Origin of the sequence: Erwinia sp. JH02 (assembly GCF_013074405.1) — a bacterium.
Taxonomy (GTDB): Bacteria; Pseudomonadota; Gammaproteobacteria; order Enterobacterales; family Enterobacteriaceae; genus Erwinia; species Erwinia rhapontici.
The window spans coordinates 298,982-314,113 of record NZ_JABANZ010000002.1; the positions used below are offsets into that span (position 1 = coordinate 298,982).

14 protein-coding genes are annotated in these 15,132 nt (G+C 51.3%); 10 read left to right on the forward strand and 4 right to left on the reverse strand.

Annotated elements, in window-relative coordinates; genetic code table 11:
• Positions 1–21: 21 nt before the first annotated feature.
• Both tig and bolA read right to left on the reverse strand, forming a co-directional pair.
• The gene (gene tig / locus HHI26_RS06065) at positions 22–1,326 is read right to left on the reverse strand and encodes a trigger factor (RefSeq protein WP_133846318.1); all 1,305 of its coding nucleotides are present in this window, start codon (positions 1,324–1,326) and stop codon (positions 22–24) included.
• 323 nt (positions 1,327–1,649) lie between these two features.
• A complete protein-coding gene (bolA, locus tag HHI26_RS06070; RefSeq protein WP_133846317.1) occupies positions 1,650–1,964 on the reverse strand; it encodes a transcriptional regulator BolA in 315 nt (104 codons plus the stop codon).
• A gap of 288 nt (positions 1,965–2,252) precedes the next feature.
• Between bolA and HHI26_RS06075 the strand changes: the two genes are divergently transcribed.
• The 8 genes from HHI26_RS06075 (at position 2,253) to HHI26_RS06110 (ending at position 11,160) form a co-directional block, all read left to right on the forward strand.
• Entirely contained in the window at positions 2,253–2,831 is a 579-nt protein-coding gene (locus tag HHI26_RS06075; RefSeq protein WP_133846316.1) for a lipoprotein, read from the forward strand.
• Positions 2,832–2,874: 43 nt separating this feature from the next.
• Positions 2,875–4,368 carry a muropeptide MFS transporter AmpG gene (gene ampG, locus HHI26_RS06080; protein ID WP_133846315.1) on the forward strand — a complete coding sequence of 498 codons (1,494 nt, stop codon included), beginning with the start codon at positions 2,875–2,877 and terminating at the stop codon, positions 4,366–4,368.
• A 520-nt stretch (positions 4,369–4,888) separates the two neighbouring features.
• The gene (gene cyoA / locus HHI26_RS06085) at positions 4,889–5,827 is read left to right on the forward strand and encodes a cytochrome o ubiquinol oxidase subunit II (protein WP_133846314.1); all 939 of its coding nucleotides are present in this window, start codon (positions 4,889–4,891) and stop codon (positions 5,825–5,827) included.
• 4 nt (positions 5,828–5,831) lie between these two features.
• Positions 5,832–7,823 carry a cytochrome o ubiquinol oxidase subunit I gene (gene cyoB / locus HHI26_RS06090; RefSeq protein WP_133846313.1) on the forward strand — a complete coding sequence of 664 codons (1,992 nt, stop codon included), beginning with the start codon at positions 5,832–5,834 and terminating at the stop codon, positions 7,821–7,823.
• Positions 7,813–8,433 (forward strand): cytochrome o ubiquinol oxidase subunit III, encoded by a 621-nt coding sequence (locus HHI26_RS06095; RefSeq protein ID WP_133846312.1) that lies wholly within the window; start codon positions 7,813–7,815, stop codon positions 8,431–8,433. Before cyoB ends, HHI26_RS06095 begins: the two co-directional genes overlap by 11 nt.
• Positions 8,433–8,762: a cytochrome o ubiquinol oxidase subunit IV gene (locus tag HHI26_RS06100; RefSeq protein ID WP_133846311.1), complete on the forward strand. Its 330-nt coding sequence runs from the start codon at positions 8,433–8,435 to the stop codon at positions 8,760–8,762. Before HHI26_RS06095 ends, HHI26_RS06100 begins: the two co-directional genes overlap by 1 nt.
• A gap of 13 nt (positions 8,763–8,775) precedes the next feature.
• Positions 8,776–9,663, forward strand: coding sequence for a heme o synthase (cyoE, locus tag HHI26_RS06105; RefSeq protein WP_133846310.1), 888 nt, complete (start codon positions 8,776–8,778; stop codon positions 9,661–9,663).
• Positions 9,664–9,792: 129 nt separating this feature from the next.
• A complete protein-coding gene (locus HHI26_RS06110; RefSeq protein WP_171148784.1) occupies positions 9,793–11,160 on the forward strand; it encodes an MFS transporter in 1,368 nt (455 codons plus the stop codon).
• 134 nt (positions 11,161–11,294) lie between these two features.
• Here HHI26_RS06110 and HHI26_RS06115 read toward each other — a convergent pair whose 3' ends face one another.
• Positions 11,295–11,786, reverse strand: a complete 492-nt coding sequence (locus HHI26_RS06115; protein WP_133846308.1) for a YajQ family cyclic di-GMP-binding protein — start codon at positions 11,784–11,786, stop codon at positions 11,295–11,297.
• 127 nt (positions 11,787–11,913) lie between these two features.
• Between HHI26_RS06115 and panE the strand changes: the two genes are divergently transcribed.
• Together panE and yajL are read left to right on the forward strand one after the other, a co-directional pair.
• Positions 11,914–12,834, forward strand: a complete 921-nt coding sequence (panE, locus tag HHI26_RS06120; protein ID WP_133846307.1) for a 2-dehydropantoate 2-reductase — start codon at positions 11,914–11,916, stop codon at positions 12,832–12,834.
• Positions 12,788–13,384, forward strand: a complete 597-nt coding sequence (yajL, locus tag HHI26_RS06125) for a protein deglycase YajL (protein ID WP_133846306.1) — start codon at positions 12,788–12,790, stop codon at positions 13,382–13,384. Before panE ends, yajL begins: the two co-directional genes overlap by 47 nt.
• A gap of 153 nt (positions 13,385–13,537) precedes the next feature.
• Here the strand turns inward: yajL and thiI are convergent, their stop codons facing one another.
• Positions 13,538–14,986: a tRNA uracil 4-sulfurtransferase ThiI gene (thiI, locus tag HHI26_RS06130; RefSeq protein ID WP_171148785.1), complete on the reverse strand. Its 1,449-nt coding sequence runs from the start codon at positions 14,984–14,986 to the stop codon at positions 13,538–13,540.
• Between the last annotated feature and the right edge of the window lie 146 nt (positions 14,987–15,132).

Genomic DNA, 15,132 nt, shown 5'->3' on the forward strand with positions numbered 1-15,132 from the left:
GTCAACTAACAGAGTTCAGAATCAGGCCGTAGCAGTCTGGTTCATCAGTTCCTGGAAGTTAGTGGCTTTTTCAGTCACTTTCGCTTTTTCCAGCACGGCTTCAACAGCCTGCTCTTCCAGCGCAACGTTACGCATGTTGTTCATCAGCTCGTTATTTTTGCTGTAGAACTCGATCACTTCTGTTGGATCTTCGTATGCAGAAGCCATCTCTTCGATCAGCGCTTTAACACGGTCTTCGTCAGCTTTCAGCTCGTGAGTACGAATCACTTCGCCCAACAGCAGACCGACAACTACGCGGCGTTTAGCCTGCTCTTCGAACAGTTCACGAGGCAGCTCCAGAGCTTGCTTTTCGTTACCACCAAAGCGCTGTGCAGCCTGACGCTTCAGCACGTCAATCTCACCGTCAATCAAAGCAGCAGGAACATCGATGTCATTGGCTTTCACCAGACCGTCGATTGCCTGAGATTTCACGCGGTTACGCACGGCACCTTTCAGCTCACGCTGCATGTTCTTGCGCACTTCTGCACGCAGACCCGCGACAGAACCATCTTCAACGCCGAAACGCTTGATGAACTCTTCAGTGAACTCTGGCAGCTCGCGCTCTTCAACTTTCTTCAGTACGATTTCAAACTTCGCTGCTTTACCTTTCAGGTTCTCAGCGTGGTAATCGTCCGGGAAGTTAACGTCGATAGTAAAGGTCTCGCCCGCTTTGTGGCCAACAACACCTTCTTCGAAACCAGGGATCATACGACCCTGGCCCATTGCCAATACGAAGTCAGACGCTTTGCCGCCTTCGAACTCTTCACCATCTACAGAACCGGAGAAATCGATGGTTGCACGATCTTCAGCAGTCGCTGCAGCGTCGGTTTCTTTCCAGGTGGCCTGCTGCTTGCGCAGAGTGTCCAGCATGGTATCAACGTCAGCATCAGTCACTTCAACAACCGGTTTTTCAACTTCGATTGCTTCCAGACCCTTCAGCTCAACTTCCGGGTACACTTCAAATTCAGCTGAGAATGTGAAGTCTTCACCGGTTTTGTATTCGCCTGGTACGTACTGCGGTGCGCCAGCCGGATTAATTTTTTCTTTGATGATCGCATCGACAAAGCCGCGCTGCATCAGATCGCCCAGGACGTCCTGGCGAACAGAAGCACCGTAACGCTGTTCAACAACAGTCATCGGTACTTTTCCTTTGCGGAAACCGTCGATGCGCACTTTCTTAGCTACGCTGACCAGCTCACTTTTCACCGCGTTTTCGATCACATCTTTATCTACGGTAATCGTTACGCGACGGCCCAGGCCCTGAGTTGTTTCTACTGAAACTTGCATCTTATTACCTCAAAAAATCACGTGCTCGGTCAACTTCAGACAAACACCACTGGATGACCAGGGTGTATCTAAGAACCGGGACGGCTTCTGATGTCAGAACCACATTCCCTGTTTCACAGAAGCATCCCGAAGACATTCCGGAAAAAAATAGACGCAGCATTATAGCGGCAACGTCTTAATGAGTCGAGGCTACACTCTCGCCCGGACCCCGCTACTTTTTACATTTTTGCTGCCAAATCGCAAGAATTTGCTGACTGCCACATTTTTCTGGCTCTATAAATGAAAAAACGGCCAACAGGCCGTTTTCAGTTTTTTGCGTCGGGTCAGGCCAGCGTACCGGCACCACGGCAGTTAGGTGAGGATGGAACGGTATCTTGTAAACCCTCCCACTCTTTCAAGGTATAACTGTGAAGTGCCAGTGCGTGCACACTGCCGGCCAGCTCATCCGCCAGCACCCCGTAAATAGCCCGGTGGCGGGTTAGAAAACGCTGATCGTTAAAGCTGTCACTGACAATCACCACCTTGAAGTGACTCTCAGCGCCCGCAGGCACATTATGGCGATAGCTTTCATCATGCACCTCAAGATGCACAGGAGAAAACGCCGTTCGTAACTTTTCTTCTATTTGTTCACGGATCATACCTGGACTCCTTTGATGCAGAGAACTGCGCCCCATCCCTTTAAATCGTAGTCGGTTTTTGTGTAAAACCGACGCACTTTAGCGTTTTTTTCCTGATGGCATTTACTTTTCAATCACCGCCATGCAACACATCGCCTATCACGAGGTCGAATGCCTGAGTCTCATTAAGTCTGAAAATTCCGCAACGCGATGAATTTACGCTCGATCGGGGCTTCCCCTGCCGACAGGCAATGATATGATGACCGCAGTTTTGTCAGCAATACTACTCACGTAATCGAGAAAATAAGCATGTTAAAAAAATTATTTTTCCCTCTGCTGGCCGTGTTAATTCTGGCTGGCTGCGCAGGGAGCAGCAATACGCTCGACATTTCACCAAAAATTCAGCTGCCACAGCGTGATCCAAGCCTGATGGGCATCACTATCAGCATCACGGGTGCCGATCAGCGTAGCGATCAGGCGCTGGCGAAAGTTAACCGCGACGGCCAGCTGATCACCCTGACCCCGTCTCGCGATCTGCGTTTCCTGTTACAGGAAACACTGGAGAAGCAGATGACCGCACGCGGTTATATGGTCGGCCCAAGCGGCGCTGTTGATCTGCAAATCGTGGTGAATGGCCTGTACGCTGACGTTACCCAGGGTAATGTGCGTTACAGCATCACCACTAAAGCGGATATTTCTATCATCGCTACGGCTAAAAATGGCAGTAAGCAGGTGAAAAACTACCGCCAGACCAGCAGTGTTGAAGGTGCGTTCGCCGCGAATAATCAGAAAATCACGAATGTCGTCAACAGCACCCTCGGTGACGTGATTGCCGATATGGCGCAGGACACCAGCGTTAACGACTTCATCAAGCAAAACGCGCGTTAATCCCTCTGGCCCGGCAGGACGCCGGGCCTGATGTAAGGTCCGTATGCCTAACCACTATCTGCACATCTTTACCCGACGCAACTCTGCCCTTCTTTTATTCCTCGGCTTCGCTTCTGGTCTGCCGCTCGCGCTCACATCGGGTACGCTTCAGGCGTGGATGGCCGTTGAGAATATCGATATTAAAACCATCGGATTCTTTTCCCTCGTCGGACAGGCTTACGTCTTTAAGTTCCTCTGGTCACCGCTGATGGACCGTTACACGCCGCCATTTCTTGGGCGCAGACGTGGCTGGTTGTTAGTCACTCAGTTGTTGCTGATCGTCGGGATCGCACTGATGGGCTTTATGCAACCTTCACGCGATTTGACTCTGCTGGCAGCGCTGGCGGTGCTGGTCGCATTTTGTTCGGCCTCTCAGGATATTGTGTTTGATGCCTGGAAGACGGATGTGCTGTCCGCCACTGAGCGCGGTAGCGGTGCGGCAATTAGCGTACTGGGCTATCGGCTGGCAATGCTGGTCTCCGGCGGGCTGGCACTGTGGCTGGCAGATCGTTTTCTCGGCTGGCAGGCGATCTGGTGGCTGATGGCCGCAATGATGCTGCCGGGTGTGATAGCCACCTTACTGGCTAAAGAGCCAGATGCTACCGTTGATCGCCCACAGACACTGGAAGAAGCCGTTATTGCCCCACTGCGCGATTTCTTCAACCGCAATAATGCCTGGCTGATTCTGTCACTGATTGTCCTTTATAAGCTGGGCGATGCTTTTGCTGCCAGCCTGACCACCATTTTTTTGATCCGTGGCGTCGGATTTGATGCAGGTGATGTTGGATTGGTCAACAAAACACTCGGCCTGGTCGCCACCATCATCGGTGCACTGGCAGGCGGTGTGCTGATGCAACGTCTTAACCTGTTTCGCGCCCTGATGCTGTTCGGTATTTTACAAGCGGTGTCCAATCTGGGTTACTGGATCCTGTCAGTCACTGACAAGCACCTTTACAGCATGGCAGCCGCAGTGACCGTGGAAAATCTGTGCGGTGGGATGGGTACTGCTGCCTTCGTGGCGCTATTGATGACGTTGTGTAACCGTTCGTTTTCGGCGACTCAATTTGCCCTGCTCTCTGCGCTCTCAGCGGTGGGTCGCGTCTATGTGGGACCTGTGGCGGGATGGTTTGTTGAGTCCTGGGGCTGGCCGACGTTTTATGCCTTCTCTGTGGTGGCAGCACTGCCCGGACTGCTATTACTGCTCGGATGCCGTTCGACGCTGGAATATGCACAAACTCATCCTGACTTTCTGCCGCGAACCGCCTATCGCTCCGGCTATCGCTGGGCAGTGCGCGGACTGATTGCTGGCTGTGCACTGCTGGCTGTCTGGCTGCTGGTGCTGGCGATGGATGCGCTGGACTGGTTCTCCTACCCCGAGTTGAGTACCCGTCTGTTTGAAGCAGGTATTCTGCTGGTACTGGGCGGGATTGTGACGGGAACACTGCTGGACTTCCTGGCGCTGCGGAAATCCCATGCAAACATCGTAAATCAGCGATAATGTCTTTGCATTCGAGAAATGTTAAGAAAATTATTTAACCAACAATGGGTTAACAATTCGAGTGACTTTTGCCGCACAGGGAGTGCGGCACGCAGGTAACACATCAGAAAAGTTGATGGCTTGACGAGAAATATTATTTTTATCCTTTATTAAGTCGTTTAAAAAAAATCCTGACGAATCTTCCCCCTCATTTTCAGGTATTAAAACCCGGTGCGTAATTAAATTTAGTTAATCAATATCACACAATTGATAATGAGATGTTAAATAAATGGTGCATTAAATGCCTGGTTATAGCAGATACAATTTTTGTACGGTTTTTTCTATTGGATTTTGTTATATTGATGCCAACCCTTTGCCAGCATTCATATTTTGTCACTTACGGCAACATATGTGACAGTCTTTGCAAAAGGTGTCAACACCCCGCTGACACAACCTGTTGCAGGTTTACAGTACTGAAACCTTCCCGTAAAATGCCGCCACACTTAAACGACAATAGAGCCCTTGTCATTGAGGTCGTTAAATGAGACTCAGGAAATACAATAAAAGTTTGGGGATTTTGTCATTAATCGCAAGCATGATTTTGTTAAGTGGTTGTGATAGTGCGTTATTAAATCCCAAAGGACAGATTGCAATGGAGCAACGTTCGCTGATTTTGACGGCCTTCGGCCTGATGATGATCGTCGTGATCCCCGCAGTCTTGATGGCCGTGGTGTTCGCCTGGAAATATCGGGCATCTAACACCAATGCGAAGTACAGCCCAAACTGGTCCCACTCGAACAAAGTGGAAGCCGTAGTATGGACTGTGCCGATCTTGATCATTGTCTTCCTTGGCATTCTGACGTGGAAATCAACCCATGCACTGGAACCAAGCAAGCCACTGGCATCTGACGCGAAACCTGTCGTGATCGAAGTTGTCTCTCTTGACTGGAAATGGATGTTCATTTACCCGGAACAGGGTATTGCCACCGTTAATCAGATTGCTTTCCCGGCTAACCGCCCTGTGAGCTTCAAGATTACCTCGAACACCGTCATGAACTCCTTCTTCATCCCTACCCTCGGTAGCCAGATTTACGCTATGGCGGGCATGCAGACAAGATTGAACTTGATTGCTAATGAAGCCGGCACCTTTGACGGTATTTCCTCGAACTTCAGTGGTCGTGGTTTCTCTGGTATGAAGTTTAAAGCGATTGCTACTCCTGACGAAGCGTCTTTCGAGCAGTGGGTTGCTAAAGCAAAACAGTCACCAGACACCCTCATGACAATGGATGATTTTAATAAGCTGGCTGCGCCTAGCGAAAATCACCCGGTTGAATTCTTCTCAAGTGTGAAACCTGGACTGTTTAAAGACATTATCGGTCAGTTCAAGATGAACCACGGTGGAAGCATGGACATGTCCCACGGCGAAGGCCATGAAGGCATGGATATGAGCAATGCCGCTCACGCGGGAGCCGAGGAATAATACGATGCTTGGAAAATTAACACTGGATGCAGTGCCGTATCATGAACCGATTATCATGGTTACGGTTGCCGCCATTATTCTTGGCGGTCTGGCGCTGGTCGCCGCACTGACTTACTTCGGTAAGTGGAAATATCTGTGGACCGAGTGGCTGACCTCAGTTGACCACAAAAAACTCGGTATCATGTACATCATTCTGGCATTTGTCATGTTGCTACGTGGCTTTGCCGATGCGGTAATGATGCGTACTCAGCAGGTGCTTGCCTCCGCGGGTGAAGCCGGCATTTTGCCACCACACCACTACGATCAGATTTTCACCGCCCACGGCGTGATCATGATCTTCTTCGTAGCGATGCCGTTTGTTGTTGGTCTGATGAACATTGCTGTTCCATTACAGATCGGCGCACGCGATGTGGCCTTCCCGTTCCTCAACAACCTGAGCTTCTGGTTCACCATGGTTGGTGTGGTTCTGGTTAACCTGTCACTGGGTGTGGGCGAATTCGCACAGACCGGCTGGCTGGCATACCCACCACTTTCGGGGGCGGAATACAGTCCGGGGGTCGGTGTTGACTACTGGATATGGAGTCTACAGCTTTCCGGTATCGGTACGACCCTGACAGGTATCAACTTCTTCGTGACCATCATGAAGATGCGTGCACCTGGCATGACCATGTTTAAAATGCCGGTGTTCACCTGGGCTTCCCTGTGCACCAACGTGCTGATCATCGCCGCGTTCCCGGTTCTGACCGTGACCCTGGCTCTGCTGACCCTTGACCGTTATCTTGGTTTCCATTTCTTTACCAATGATATGGGCGGCAACATGATGATGTACGTCAACCTGATTTGGGTTTGGGGTCATCCGGAAGTTTACATCCTTGTGCTGCCGGTCTTCGGTGTGTTCTCGGAAGTTGTTGCTACCTTCTCGAAAAAACGTCTGTTTGGCTATACCTCACTGGTTTGGGCTACGGTAGTTATTACCATCCTGTCCTTTATCGTGTGGCTGCACCACTTCTTCACCATGGGTGCAGGTGCCAACGTTAACGCCTTCTTCGGTATTATGACGATGATCATCGCCATTCCGACCGGTGTTAAAATCTTCAACTGGCTGTTCACCATGTACCAGGGCCGCATTGAAATGCACTCCTGTATGCTGTGGACCGTTGGCTTCCTGGTCACCTTCTCTGTAGGTGGTATGACCGGGGTACTGCTGGCCGTGCCAGGTGCAGACTTCGTGCTGCACAACAGTCTGTTCCTGATTGCCCACTTCCATAACGTGATTATCGGTGGTGTGGTGTTCGGTTGCTTTGCTGGTGTGACTTACTGGTTCCCGAAAGCATTCGGCTTCAAACTGAATGAAACCTGGGGTATCCGCGCGTTCTGGTTCTGGATTATTGGCTTCTTCGTTGCCTTTATGCCGCTGTACGTGCTGGGCTTCATGGGCATGACCCGTCGTATTAGCCAGGACATCGATCCTCAGTTCCACTCAATGTTGGTTATTGCCGCATGTGGTGCTGGTCTGATTGCTTGTGGTGTTATTTGCCAGATCACTCAGTTCTATGTTTCGGTCCGTGACCGTGAGCAGCTGCGTGATGTGACCGGTGACCCGTGGGGCGGACGTACTCTGGAGTGGGCAACCTCTTCACCACCACCGTTCTATAACTTTGCTGTTGTTCCTGAAATTCACGAGCGTGATGCGTTCTGGGAAATGAAGGAAAAAGGCGAAGCCTATAAGCAGCCGGCTCACTATGAAGAAATTCATATGCCGAAAAACAGCGGTGCTGGTGTCGTCATTGGTTTCTTCTGTGCGGTCTTTGGTTTTGCAGCAATCTGGCACATCTGGTGGCTGGTAGGCCTGTCATTCCTGGGCATGATCGTGTCCTGGATCGTCAAGAGCTTTGACGAAGACGTGGATTACTACGTTCCTGTTGCTGAAGTTCAGAAAATCGAAAATCAGCACTTTGACGAAATTAGCAAAGCAGGTCTGAAAAATGTCGACTGAAACTGTGACTAAACACCACGACGCCCATGCGGAGCATGGGCATCATCACCACGATACAGGCGCCAACAAAGTCTTCGGCTTCTGGATCTACCTGATGAGTGACTGCATCATCTTCGCAACGCTGTTTGCGACGTATGGTGTGATGGTTAATAACACTGCGGGCGGTCCGGCAGGCAAAGACATCTTTGAACTGCCCTTCGTCCTGGTGGAAACCGCCCTGCTTCTGTTGAGCTCCATTACCTATGGTATGGCTGTTATCAACATGAACAACAAGCAGAAAGGTGCAGTTATCGGCTGGCTTGCGATGACCTTCCTGTTTGGTCTGGGCTTCATCGGTATGGAAATCTATGAATTCCATCACCTGATTAAAGAAGGCTTCGGTCCGGATCGTAGTGGCTTCCTCTCCGCGTTCTTCACGCTGGTGGGCACCCACGGTCTGCACGTGACTTCAGGCCTGATCTGGATGCTGGTGTTGATGTATCAGATTGCTAAACGTGGTCTGACTGATAGCAACCGCACCCGTATTATGTGTCTGAGCTTGTTCTGGCACTTCCTGGATGTGGTGTGGATCTGCGTATTCACCATTGTTTACCTGATGGGGGTTATGTAATGAGCCATTCAGCAACTGAGCATGGCGCTTCTCATGGTAGCGTGAAGTCTTATATGATCGGCTTTATCCTGTCGATCATTCTGACGGGTATCCCATTCTGGATGGTCATGGACGGCGGCGCTTCTAAAGCGACCATCCTCGCCGTTGTTCTGGTGTGTGCGGTAGTCCAGGTGCTGGTGCACCTGGTCTATTTCCTCCACCTGGACAGCAAGTCTGAGGGCGGCTGGAACCTGATTGCTATCGTGTTTGCAGCACTTATCATCCTGATTGTTGTTGTCGGCTCGCTATGGATTATGTGGAACCTCAACTACAACATGATGAGCCACTAACAGAGCTACTGTGATGATTAAGCAATACCTGCAAGTAACAAAACCAGGAATTATTTTCGGAAATTTAATTTCTGTCATCGGGGGGTTTCTGCTGGCTTCTAAAGGCAGCATTGACTATTCCCTGTTTCTCTTCACCTTAGTCGGCGTCTCGCTGGTGGTTGCATCAGGTTGTGTTTATAACAACTTTATCGACCGTGATATCGACAAAAAAATGGAGAGAACCAAGAATCGGGTGCTGGTTAAAGGCCTTATCTCTCCGAAATTAAGCCTGGTTTATGCAACCGTTTTGGGTATTGCTGGCTTCGCAATGCTGTATTTCGGAGCAAATCCGTTGGCCATGTGGCTGGCGGTGATGGGTTTTGTGGTTTATGTCGGCGTTTACAGCCTGTACATGAAGCGCAACTCCGTATACGGCACTCTGATTGGCAGTCTTTCCGGAGCTGCGCCTCCAGTGATTGGCTACTGCGCCGTCACCAACCAGTTTGATGCTGGTGCATTGATTCTGCTGGCTATCTTTAGCCTGTGGCAGATGCCGCATTCTTATGCGATTGCTATCTTCCGCTTTAAAGATTATCAGGCGGCCAATATCCCGGTTCTGCCGGTGGTGAAAGGTATCTCTGTGGCGAAGAACCATATCACGCTGTATATCATCGCGTTTATGGTTGCCACACTGATGCTGACGCTGGTGGGCTATGCCGGGTATAAATACCTGGTTGTGGCAGCTGCGGTCAGCGTCTGGTGGCTGGGTATGGCACTGTCAGGTTACAAAACTCAGAACGATCGTGTCTGGGCGCGTAAGCTGTTTGTGTTCTCGATTGTTGCCATCACCGCGTTAAGCGTGATGATGTCTGTCGACTTCATGACCCCCGCCTCCAAAGACCTGCTGACGTACATCAGGTAACAGTAAGCACATCACTACTAAGGGCGCGATTTCGCGCCCTTTCTTTTTGTTACGACTGAATAAAAAGTAATGTTTTACCCGCCCTCCCCTCACACATAAACTATGTGCATACGACAGACTGAGGTAGTAATGAACGATAATAAAATGACTCCGATCGAGCTGCGCGCGACCTGGGGTTTGGGGACGGTTTTTTCCCTGCGGATGCTGGGAATGTTTATGGTATTACCCGTTCTTACCACTTATGGCATGGCATTACAGGGAGCCAGTGAGGCATTAATTGGATTCGCCATTGGCATCTACGGTTTAGCACAGGCTATATTTCAAATTCCCTTTGGACTTCTATCTGACCGCATTGGCCGTAAACCGCTGATTGTGGGTGGGTTATTGATTTTTGTTTTGGGTAGCGTGATCGCTGCCATGACTACGTCAATCTGGGGGGTTATCCTCGGGCGTGCCTTACAGGGCTCCGGCGCCATTGCTGCTGCGGTAATGGCTCTGCTGTCGGACCTGACGCGTGAACAGAACCGCACCAAAGCGATGGCGTTTATCGGTATCAGCTTCGGCGTTACCTTTGCCATTGCGATGGTACTCGGCCCAGTGATTACTCACGCTTTTGGCCTGCACGCATTGTTCTGGATGATTGCATTGCTGGCTAGCGCTGGGATCGTTATCACCCTTCTGGTGGTGCCATCGACGTCAAACCACATGCTTAATCGTGAGTCCGGCATCGTTAAGGGCAGCATCCGTGATGTATTGACCAACAGCCGCCTGGTGAAGCTGAATATCGGTATTCTGTGCCTGCACGTTCTGCTGATGTCGAGCTTCGTTGCTCTACCCGGGCAATTTGAGCAAGCAGGGCTTCCTCCTGCCGAGCACTGGAAAGTATATCTGGTCACCATGCTGATCGCCTTTGCCAGTGTGCTACCGTTCATTATCTATGCTGAAGTCAAACGCCGTATGAAGCGCGTCTTTGTCGGCTGCGTAGTATTGATGCTGATAGCCGAGGTGGTGCTGTGGGGTGCCGGTAATCATTTCTGGACGTTAGTGATTGGTGTACAGCTGTTCTTCATCGGCTTTAACCTGATGGAAGCGATTCTGCCTTCTCTGGTAAGCAAAGAGTCCCCTCCTGGTTACAGAGGGACAGCGATGGGGCTTTACTCCACCAGCCAGTTCCTCGGTGTGGCGATTGGTGGCAGCATGGGCGGCTGGGTGTATGGTCACATTGACGCACAAAGCGTCTTTCTGATTGGCGCGTTGATAGCCGTCTTCTGGTTGCTGGTCAGCCTGAGTATGCAGGAGCCGCCTTACGTCAGCAGCCTGCGCATCACTCTGGAAGCGAGTCATGAAGACAAAGAGGTTCTGGAGCAACGTTTGAAAGCCCAGCCGGGCGTGGCCGCAGTGTTTATCGTGCCGGAAGAGCGCAGTGCTTACGTGAAAATTGACAGCAAGGTGACCAGCCGCGCCGAAATAGAAAAGCTGATTGCCACCGCGGCATAATACGCAAACGGGCGGACCGAAAGAGAAGGCCCGCCCCTTATATCGACAATGATCAGGTAAAAAAGACCCGTTGTGGTCGACCCTTTTTCCGGTCTACCTCTCTGGATAATCGTTTTTCCCGACCGGTCAGATCACTAGTCTCGGAAGTTTTTGAACTGGAACGGCTGCCCCAAATCCGCTTTACGCACTAATGCCATCGCGCCCTGCAAATCGTCACGAGATTTACCGGTTACGCGCAGTTCATCACCCTGGATCTGCGTCTGTACTTTGATTTTGCTGTCTTTGATCTGCTTAACCAGTTTCTTAGCGATGTCGCTTTCGATGCCTTTTTTCATTTTGGCCTCGACGCTCCAGCTCTTACCGCTGTGTACAATCTGCTCAGGAACGTCCAGTGCAGCCCCTTCAATCCCGCGCTTCAACAGCTTTTCACGCAGAATATCCACCAGCTGCTTCACCTGGAAGTCAGACTCACTTAATACTTTGATGGATTCGTTCTTCTCAATCAGCTCAAAGCTGGCTTCTACACCGCGAAAATCGAAACGGGTAGCGATTTCACGGTTAGCAGTATCTACTGCGTTACGCACTTCCTGCATATCAATTTCAGAAACGATATCGAAAGATGGCATGATCTATTCTCCTGATACTAAAGTGACAGGCATAATACCTGCTTGCAGCAGGTAAATAAAACCGCTGGCGCTGAAAGCTATAATAATGAGCAGGACGGTTAACTCAACCCGCACGCGGGGAGGAACAATGAAAATTACCGTACTTGGATGCGGAGCTTTGGGGCAGATCTGGCTGGCTGCACTTGAACAACAGGGACATGACGTTCAGGGCTGGTTGCGGGTTCCGCAGCCTTATTGCTCGGTGAACGTAGTCGGCCTGAATGGCGAGACAGCGAATAAAACATTCATTGCTAATGACCCCACCTTTCTCGCTGACAGCGAATTACTGATTGTCACGCTAAAGGCCTGGCAGGTTTCAGAATCGGTAAAGAATATGCAGTCTGTCCTGCCCGCGCACTGTCCGGTGCTGCTGTTGCATAACGGCATGGGTACGCTGGACGAGTTGAAAGGCCTGCCGCAACCCCTTTTACGAGGTGTCACCACCCATGCCGCCAGACGCGATGGCACTGTCATCGTGCATGTTGCTTCCGGCATTACCCATATTGGCCCCGTCACGACTGCGGGAGCCGACATGAGCGAACTGGCAGAAGTGCTACATCGCGCATTGCCTGACGTTGCCTGGCACAATAACGTTGCCTCCGCCGCCTGGCAAAAACTGGCAGTTAACTGTGTGATCAACCCACTGACTGTCTTCTACGACTGCACAAATGGTGAACTGGCCGAACATCGCCCAGAGATCGAAGCCTTAAGCAATGAGGTTGCCGCCGTCATGGAGCGCGAAGGCCAGCACACCTCACGTGAGTGGTTGATCGACTATGTGCTGGAAGTGATTCGCAGTACGGCGGGTAACACATCGTCTATGTTGCAGGATATTCGCGCACAACGGCGCACCGAAATTGACTACATCAATGGCTATGTTATCCGTCGTGCGCGCGCACAGGGGATCACTACCCCGGAAAATAGCCGTCTTTACGAATTTATTAAGCGAAAGGAACAAGATTATGACCGCGAATCCATCGGTTCTGGTTTGCCTGGCACCTGGGAGTGAAGAGACCGAAGCCGTCACCACCATAGATTTACTGGTGCGTGCCGGGATCAAGGTGGTCACTGCCAGCGTCGCTGACGATGGCAACTGCGAAATCGTCTGTTCGCGCGGCGTCAGACTGCTGGCCGATGCACCGCTGGTGGAAGTGGCCGACGATGACTATGCCGCCATTGTGCTGCCCGGTGGCTTGAAAGGCGCGGAATGCTTCCGCGATAGCCCACTGCTGGTAGAGACCGTACGTCATTTTAATCAGGCGGGAAGAATTGTGGCCGCGATCTGCGCCGCCGCAGGCACCGTGCTGATACCGCACGATCTGTTTCCCGTCGGCAATATGACGGGGTATCCGGGTCTGAAAGAGACCATTCCGGAAGAGAAATGGATGGATCGTCGCGTGGTGTGGGACAGGCGCGTTAATCTGCTGACCAGCCAGGGGCCAGGCACCGCGATTGATTTTGCACTGAAGCTGATCGATTTAGTGGCAGGAAAAGAGAAAGCGCGGGAAGTGGCAGAGCAGATGGTGCTGGCTGCCGGGATTTACGATTACCGCGATTAATATTTTGTAAGTGTGCGACCGGACACACCAGACGTCGGCGGCGCAGCCAGTTCGCGTCCGGCCAGCGCACAGCCACCGCAGCGTACATCAGTACGTGAGGATGGCGAGCACTGCCCGGACGCGAAATGGCAAGTAAGCCAGGATGGAACAAACTTAAGGACGATACACTTTAACGTTTTTAAAGCCCTGCTCATGCAGGTAGAGTGCCTGCAAGCGGCTCATCACGCCACGTTCACAGTACAGCAACCAGGTTTTACTCTGATCGAGGTCGCCAAACTGCGTCCCCAGTTTATAGAACGGCAACGGTTTCACTTCCACGCCATCCAGCGCCAGCGGTCGTGCATCCTGCTCATCGTTAGAGCGGATATCCAGAATCACATCGTTGTCAGAGAAAGAAGCCACAGTTTCGACTTCAACCACTTCTTCTTCTGCCTTCTCCGCGATCTGGCGAATATCGACGTTGGTCGCTTCATCCACCATACGATCCAAAATACTGAAGTCAAAATTCTGCTCTTCAGCTTCGATCTTCGCTTTAACGGCTTTCACTGTCGGGCTTTTAGAGATCACACCGCAATATTCCGGCATCGTCCGGGCGAAATCTTCCGTTCCGATTTCACGAGCAATCTTGATGATGTGTTCTTTGTCATGTGAGATCAGCGGACGCAGGATCAGCGTATCGCTGGCGTTATCGATCAGACGCAGGTTGGTCAGCGTCTGACTGGATACCTGACCTAAGGCCTCACCCGTTACCAGCGCCTGAACACCGTAGCGCTCTGCGACTTTCGATGCCGCACGAACCATCATACGTTTCAGCACCACGCCCATCTGACCATCATCGACTTTTTCGAGGATCTCGCCTACCACCGGCTCGAAGTTAATCGCGACAAAACGCACGCGGTGCGAGCTGCCGTAACGCTTCCACAGGTAGTGCGCCACCTGGCGAACACCAATTTCATGGGCAGCGCCACCGAGGTTAAAGAAGCAATAATGCACGCGACACCCACGGCGCATCAGCATATAGCTGGACACGCCGGAGTCAAAACCACCGGAAATCAGCGATAACACATCTTCCTGGGTGCCGATTGGATAACCACCGATCCCTTCATAGCGAGCAGTCACCAGAATCAGGCGATCGTCTTCAATTTCCAGATTCACGGTCACTTCAGGCCGGTTAAGCTGGACCTGAGCCGTTGCGACATGCTGATTCAGACCACCGCCGACGTAGCGTTCCACATCTTGCGAGCTGAACTCATGCTTTCCACGGCGTTTCACACGCACGCTGAATGTCTTGCCTTCAATGCGCTCGCGGTTCATTTCCAGAACCTGCTCAAAAATATGATGCACATCGGTGTATGAACGGTCTTCCACCGCCAGCACATGATGAATGCCGGGGATGCGCGTCAGTTCAGCGACAATCGCCGCTCGCTGGTTTTCATCTTTGGCACGGACTTCAATGTTGTCCCAGTGGCGAACCACGGCGAGGGTTTCATCGTAATGTTTGAGAACGTTGCGGATGTTACCGGTGAGGATTTTGATAAAGCGCAGGCGTACAGACTGACTTTTGATCGTAATTTCAGGGAATAACTTAATGATAAACTTCATGGCGGCATGTATTCGTCAGGTAATTAAGTGCTGAAAAGGAGGGCACTTAACTGATAAAATCAGAGTCTTGCAAATTGGCTTACGCCCTTTGCATCCAGGCGCAGTAGTATATCATCTTTGTACAGTGGCTGCTTCTTCATCTGCGG

Excerpts from the sequence above, each read along its gene's own strand:
- tig (WP_133846318.1), bottom strand. The coding sequence starts at position 1,326 with ATGCAAGTTTCAGTAGAAACAACTCAGGGCCTGGGCCGTCGCGTAACG.
- HHI26_RS06075 (WP_133846316.1), top strand. The coding sequence starts at position 2,253 with ATGTTAAAAAAATTATTTTTCCCTCTGCTGGCCGTGTTAATTCTGGCT.
- cyoA (WP_133846314.1), top strand. The coding sequence starts at position 4,889 with ATGAGACTCAGGAAATACAATAAAAGTTTGGGGATTTTGTCATTAATC.
- cyoB (WP_133846313.1), top strand. The coding sequence starts at position 5,832 with ATGCTTGGAAAATTAACACTGGATGCAGTGCCGTATCATGAACCGATT.
- thiI (WP_171148785.1), bottom strand. The coding sequence starts at position 14,986 with ATGAAGTTTATCATTAAGTTATTCCCTGAAATTACGATCAAAAGTCAG.
- HHI26_RS06095 (WP_133846312.1), top strand. The coding sequence starts at position 7,813 with ATGTCGACTGAAACTGTGACTAAACACCACGACGCCCATGCGGAGCAT.
- ampG (WP_133846315.1), top strand. The coding sequence starts at position 2,875 with ATGCCTAACCACTATCTGCACATCTTTACCCGACGCAACTCTGCCCTT.
- HHI26_RS06115 (WP_133846308.1), bottom strand. The coding sequence starts at position 11,786 with ATGCCATCTTTCGATATCGTTTCTGAAATTGATATGCAGGAAGTGCGT.
- panE (WP_133846307.1), top strand. The coding sequence starts at position 11,914 with ATGAAAATTACCGTACTTGGATGCGGAGCTTTGGGGCAGATCTGGCTG.
- HHI26_RS06100 (WP_133846311.1), top strand. The coding sequence starts at position 8,433 with ATGAGCCATTCAGCAACTGAGCATGGCGCTTCTCATGGTAGCGTGAAG.
- cyoE (WP_133846310.1), top strand. The coding sequence starts at position 8,776 with ATGATTAAGCAATACCTGCAAGTAACAAAACCAGGAATTATTTTCGGA.
- bolA (WP_133846317.1), bottom strand. The coding sequence starts at position 1,964 with ATGATCCGTGAACAAATAGAAGAAAAGTTACGAACGGCGTTTTCTCCT.
- yajL (WP_133846306.1), top strand. The coding sequence starts at position 12,788 with ATGACCGCGAATCCATCGGTTCTGGTTTGCCTGGCACCTGGGAGTGAA.
- HHI26_RS06110 (WP_171148784.1), top strand. The coding sequence starts at position 9,793 with ATGAACGATAATAAAATGACTCCGATCGAGCTGCGCGCGACCTGGGGT.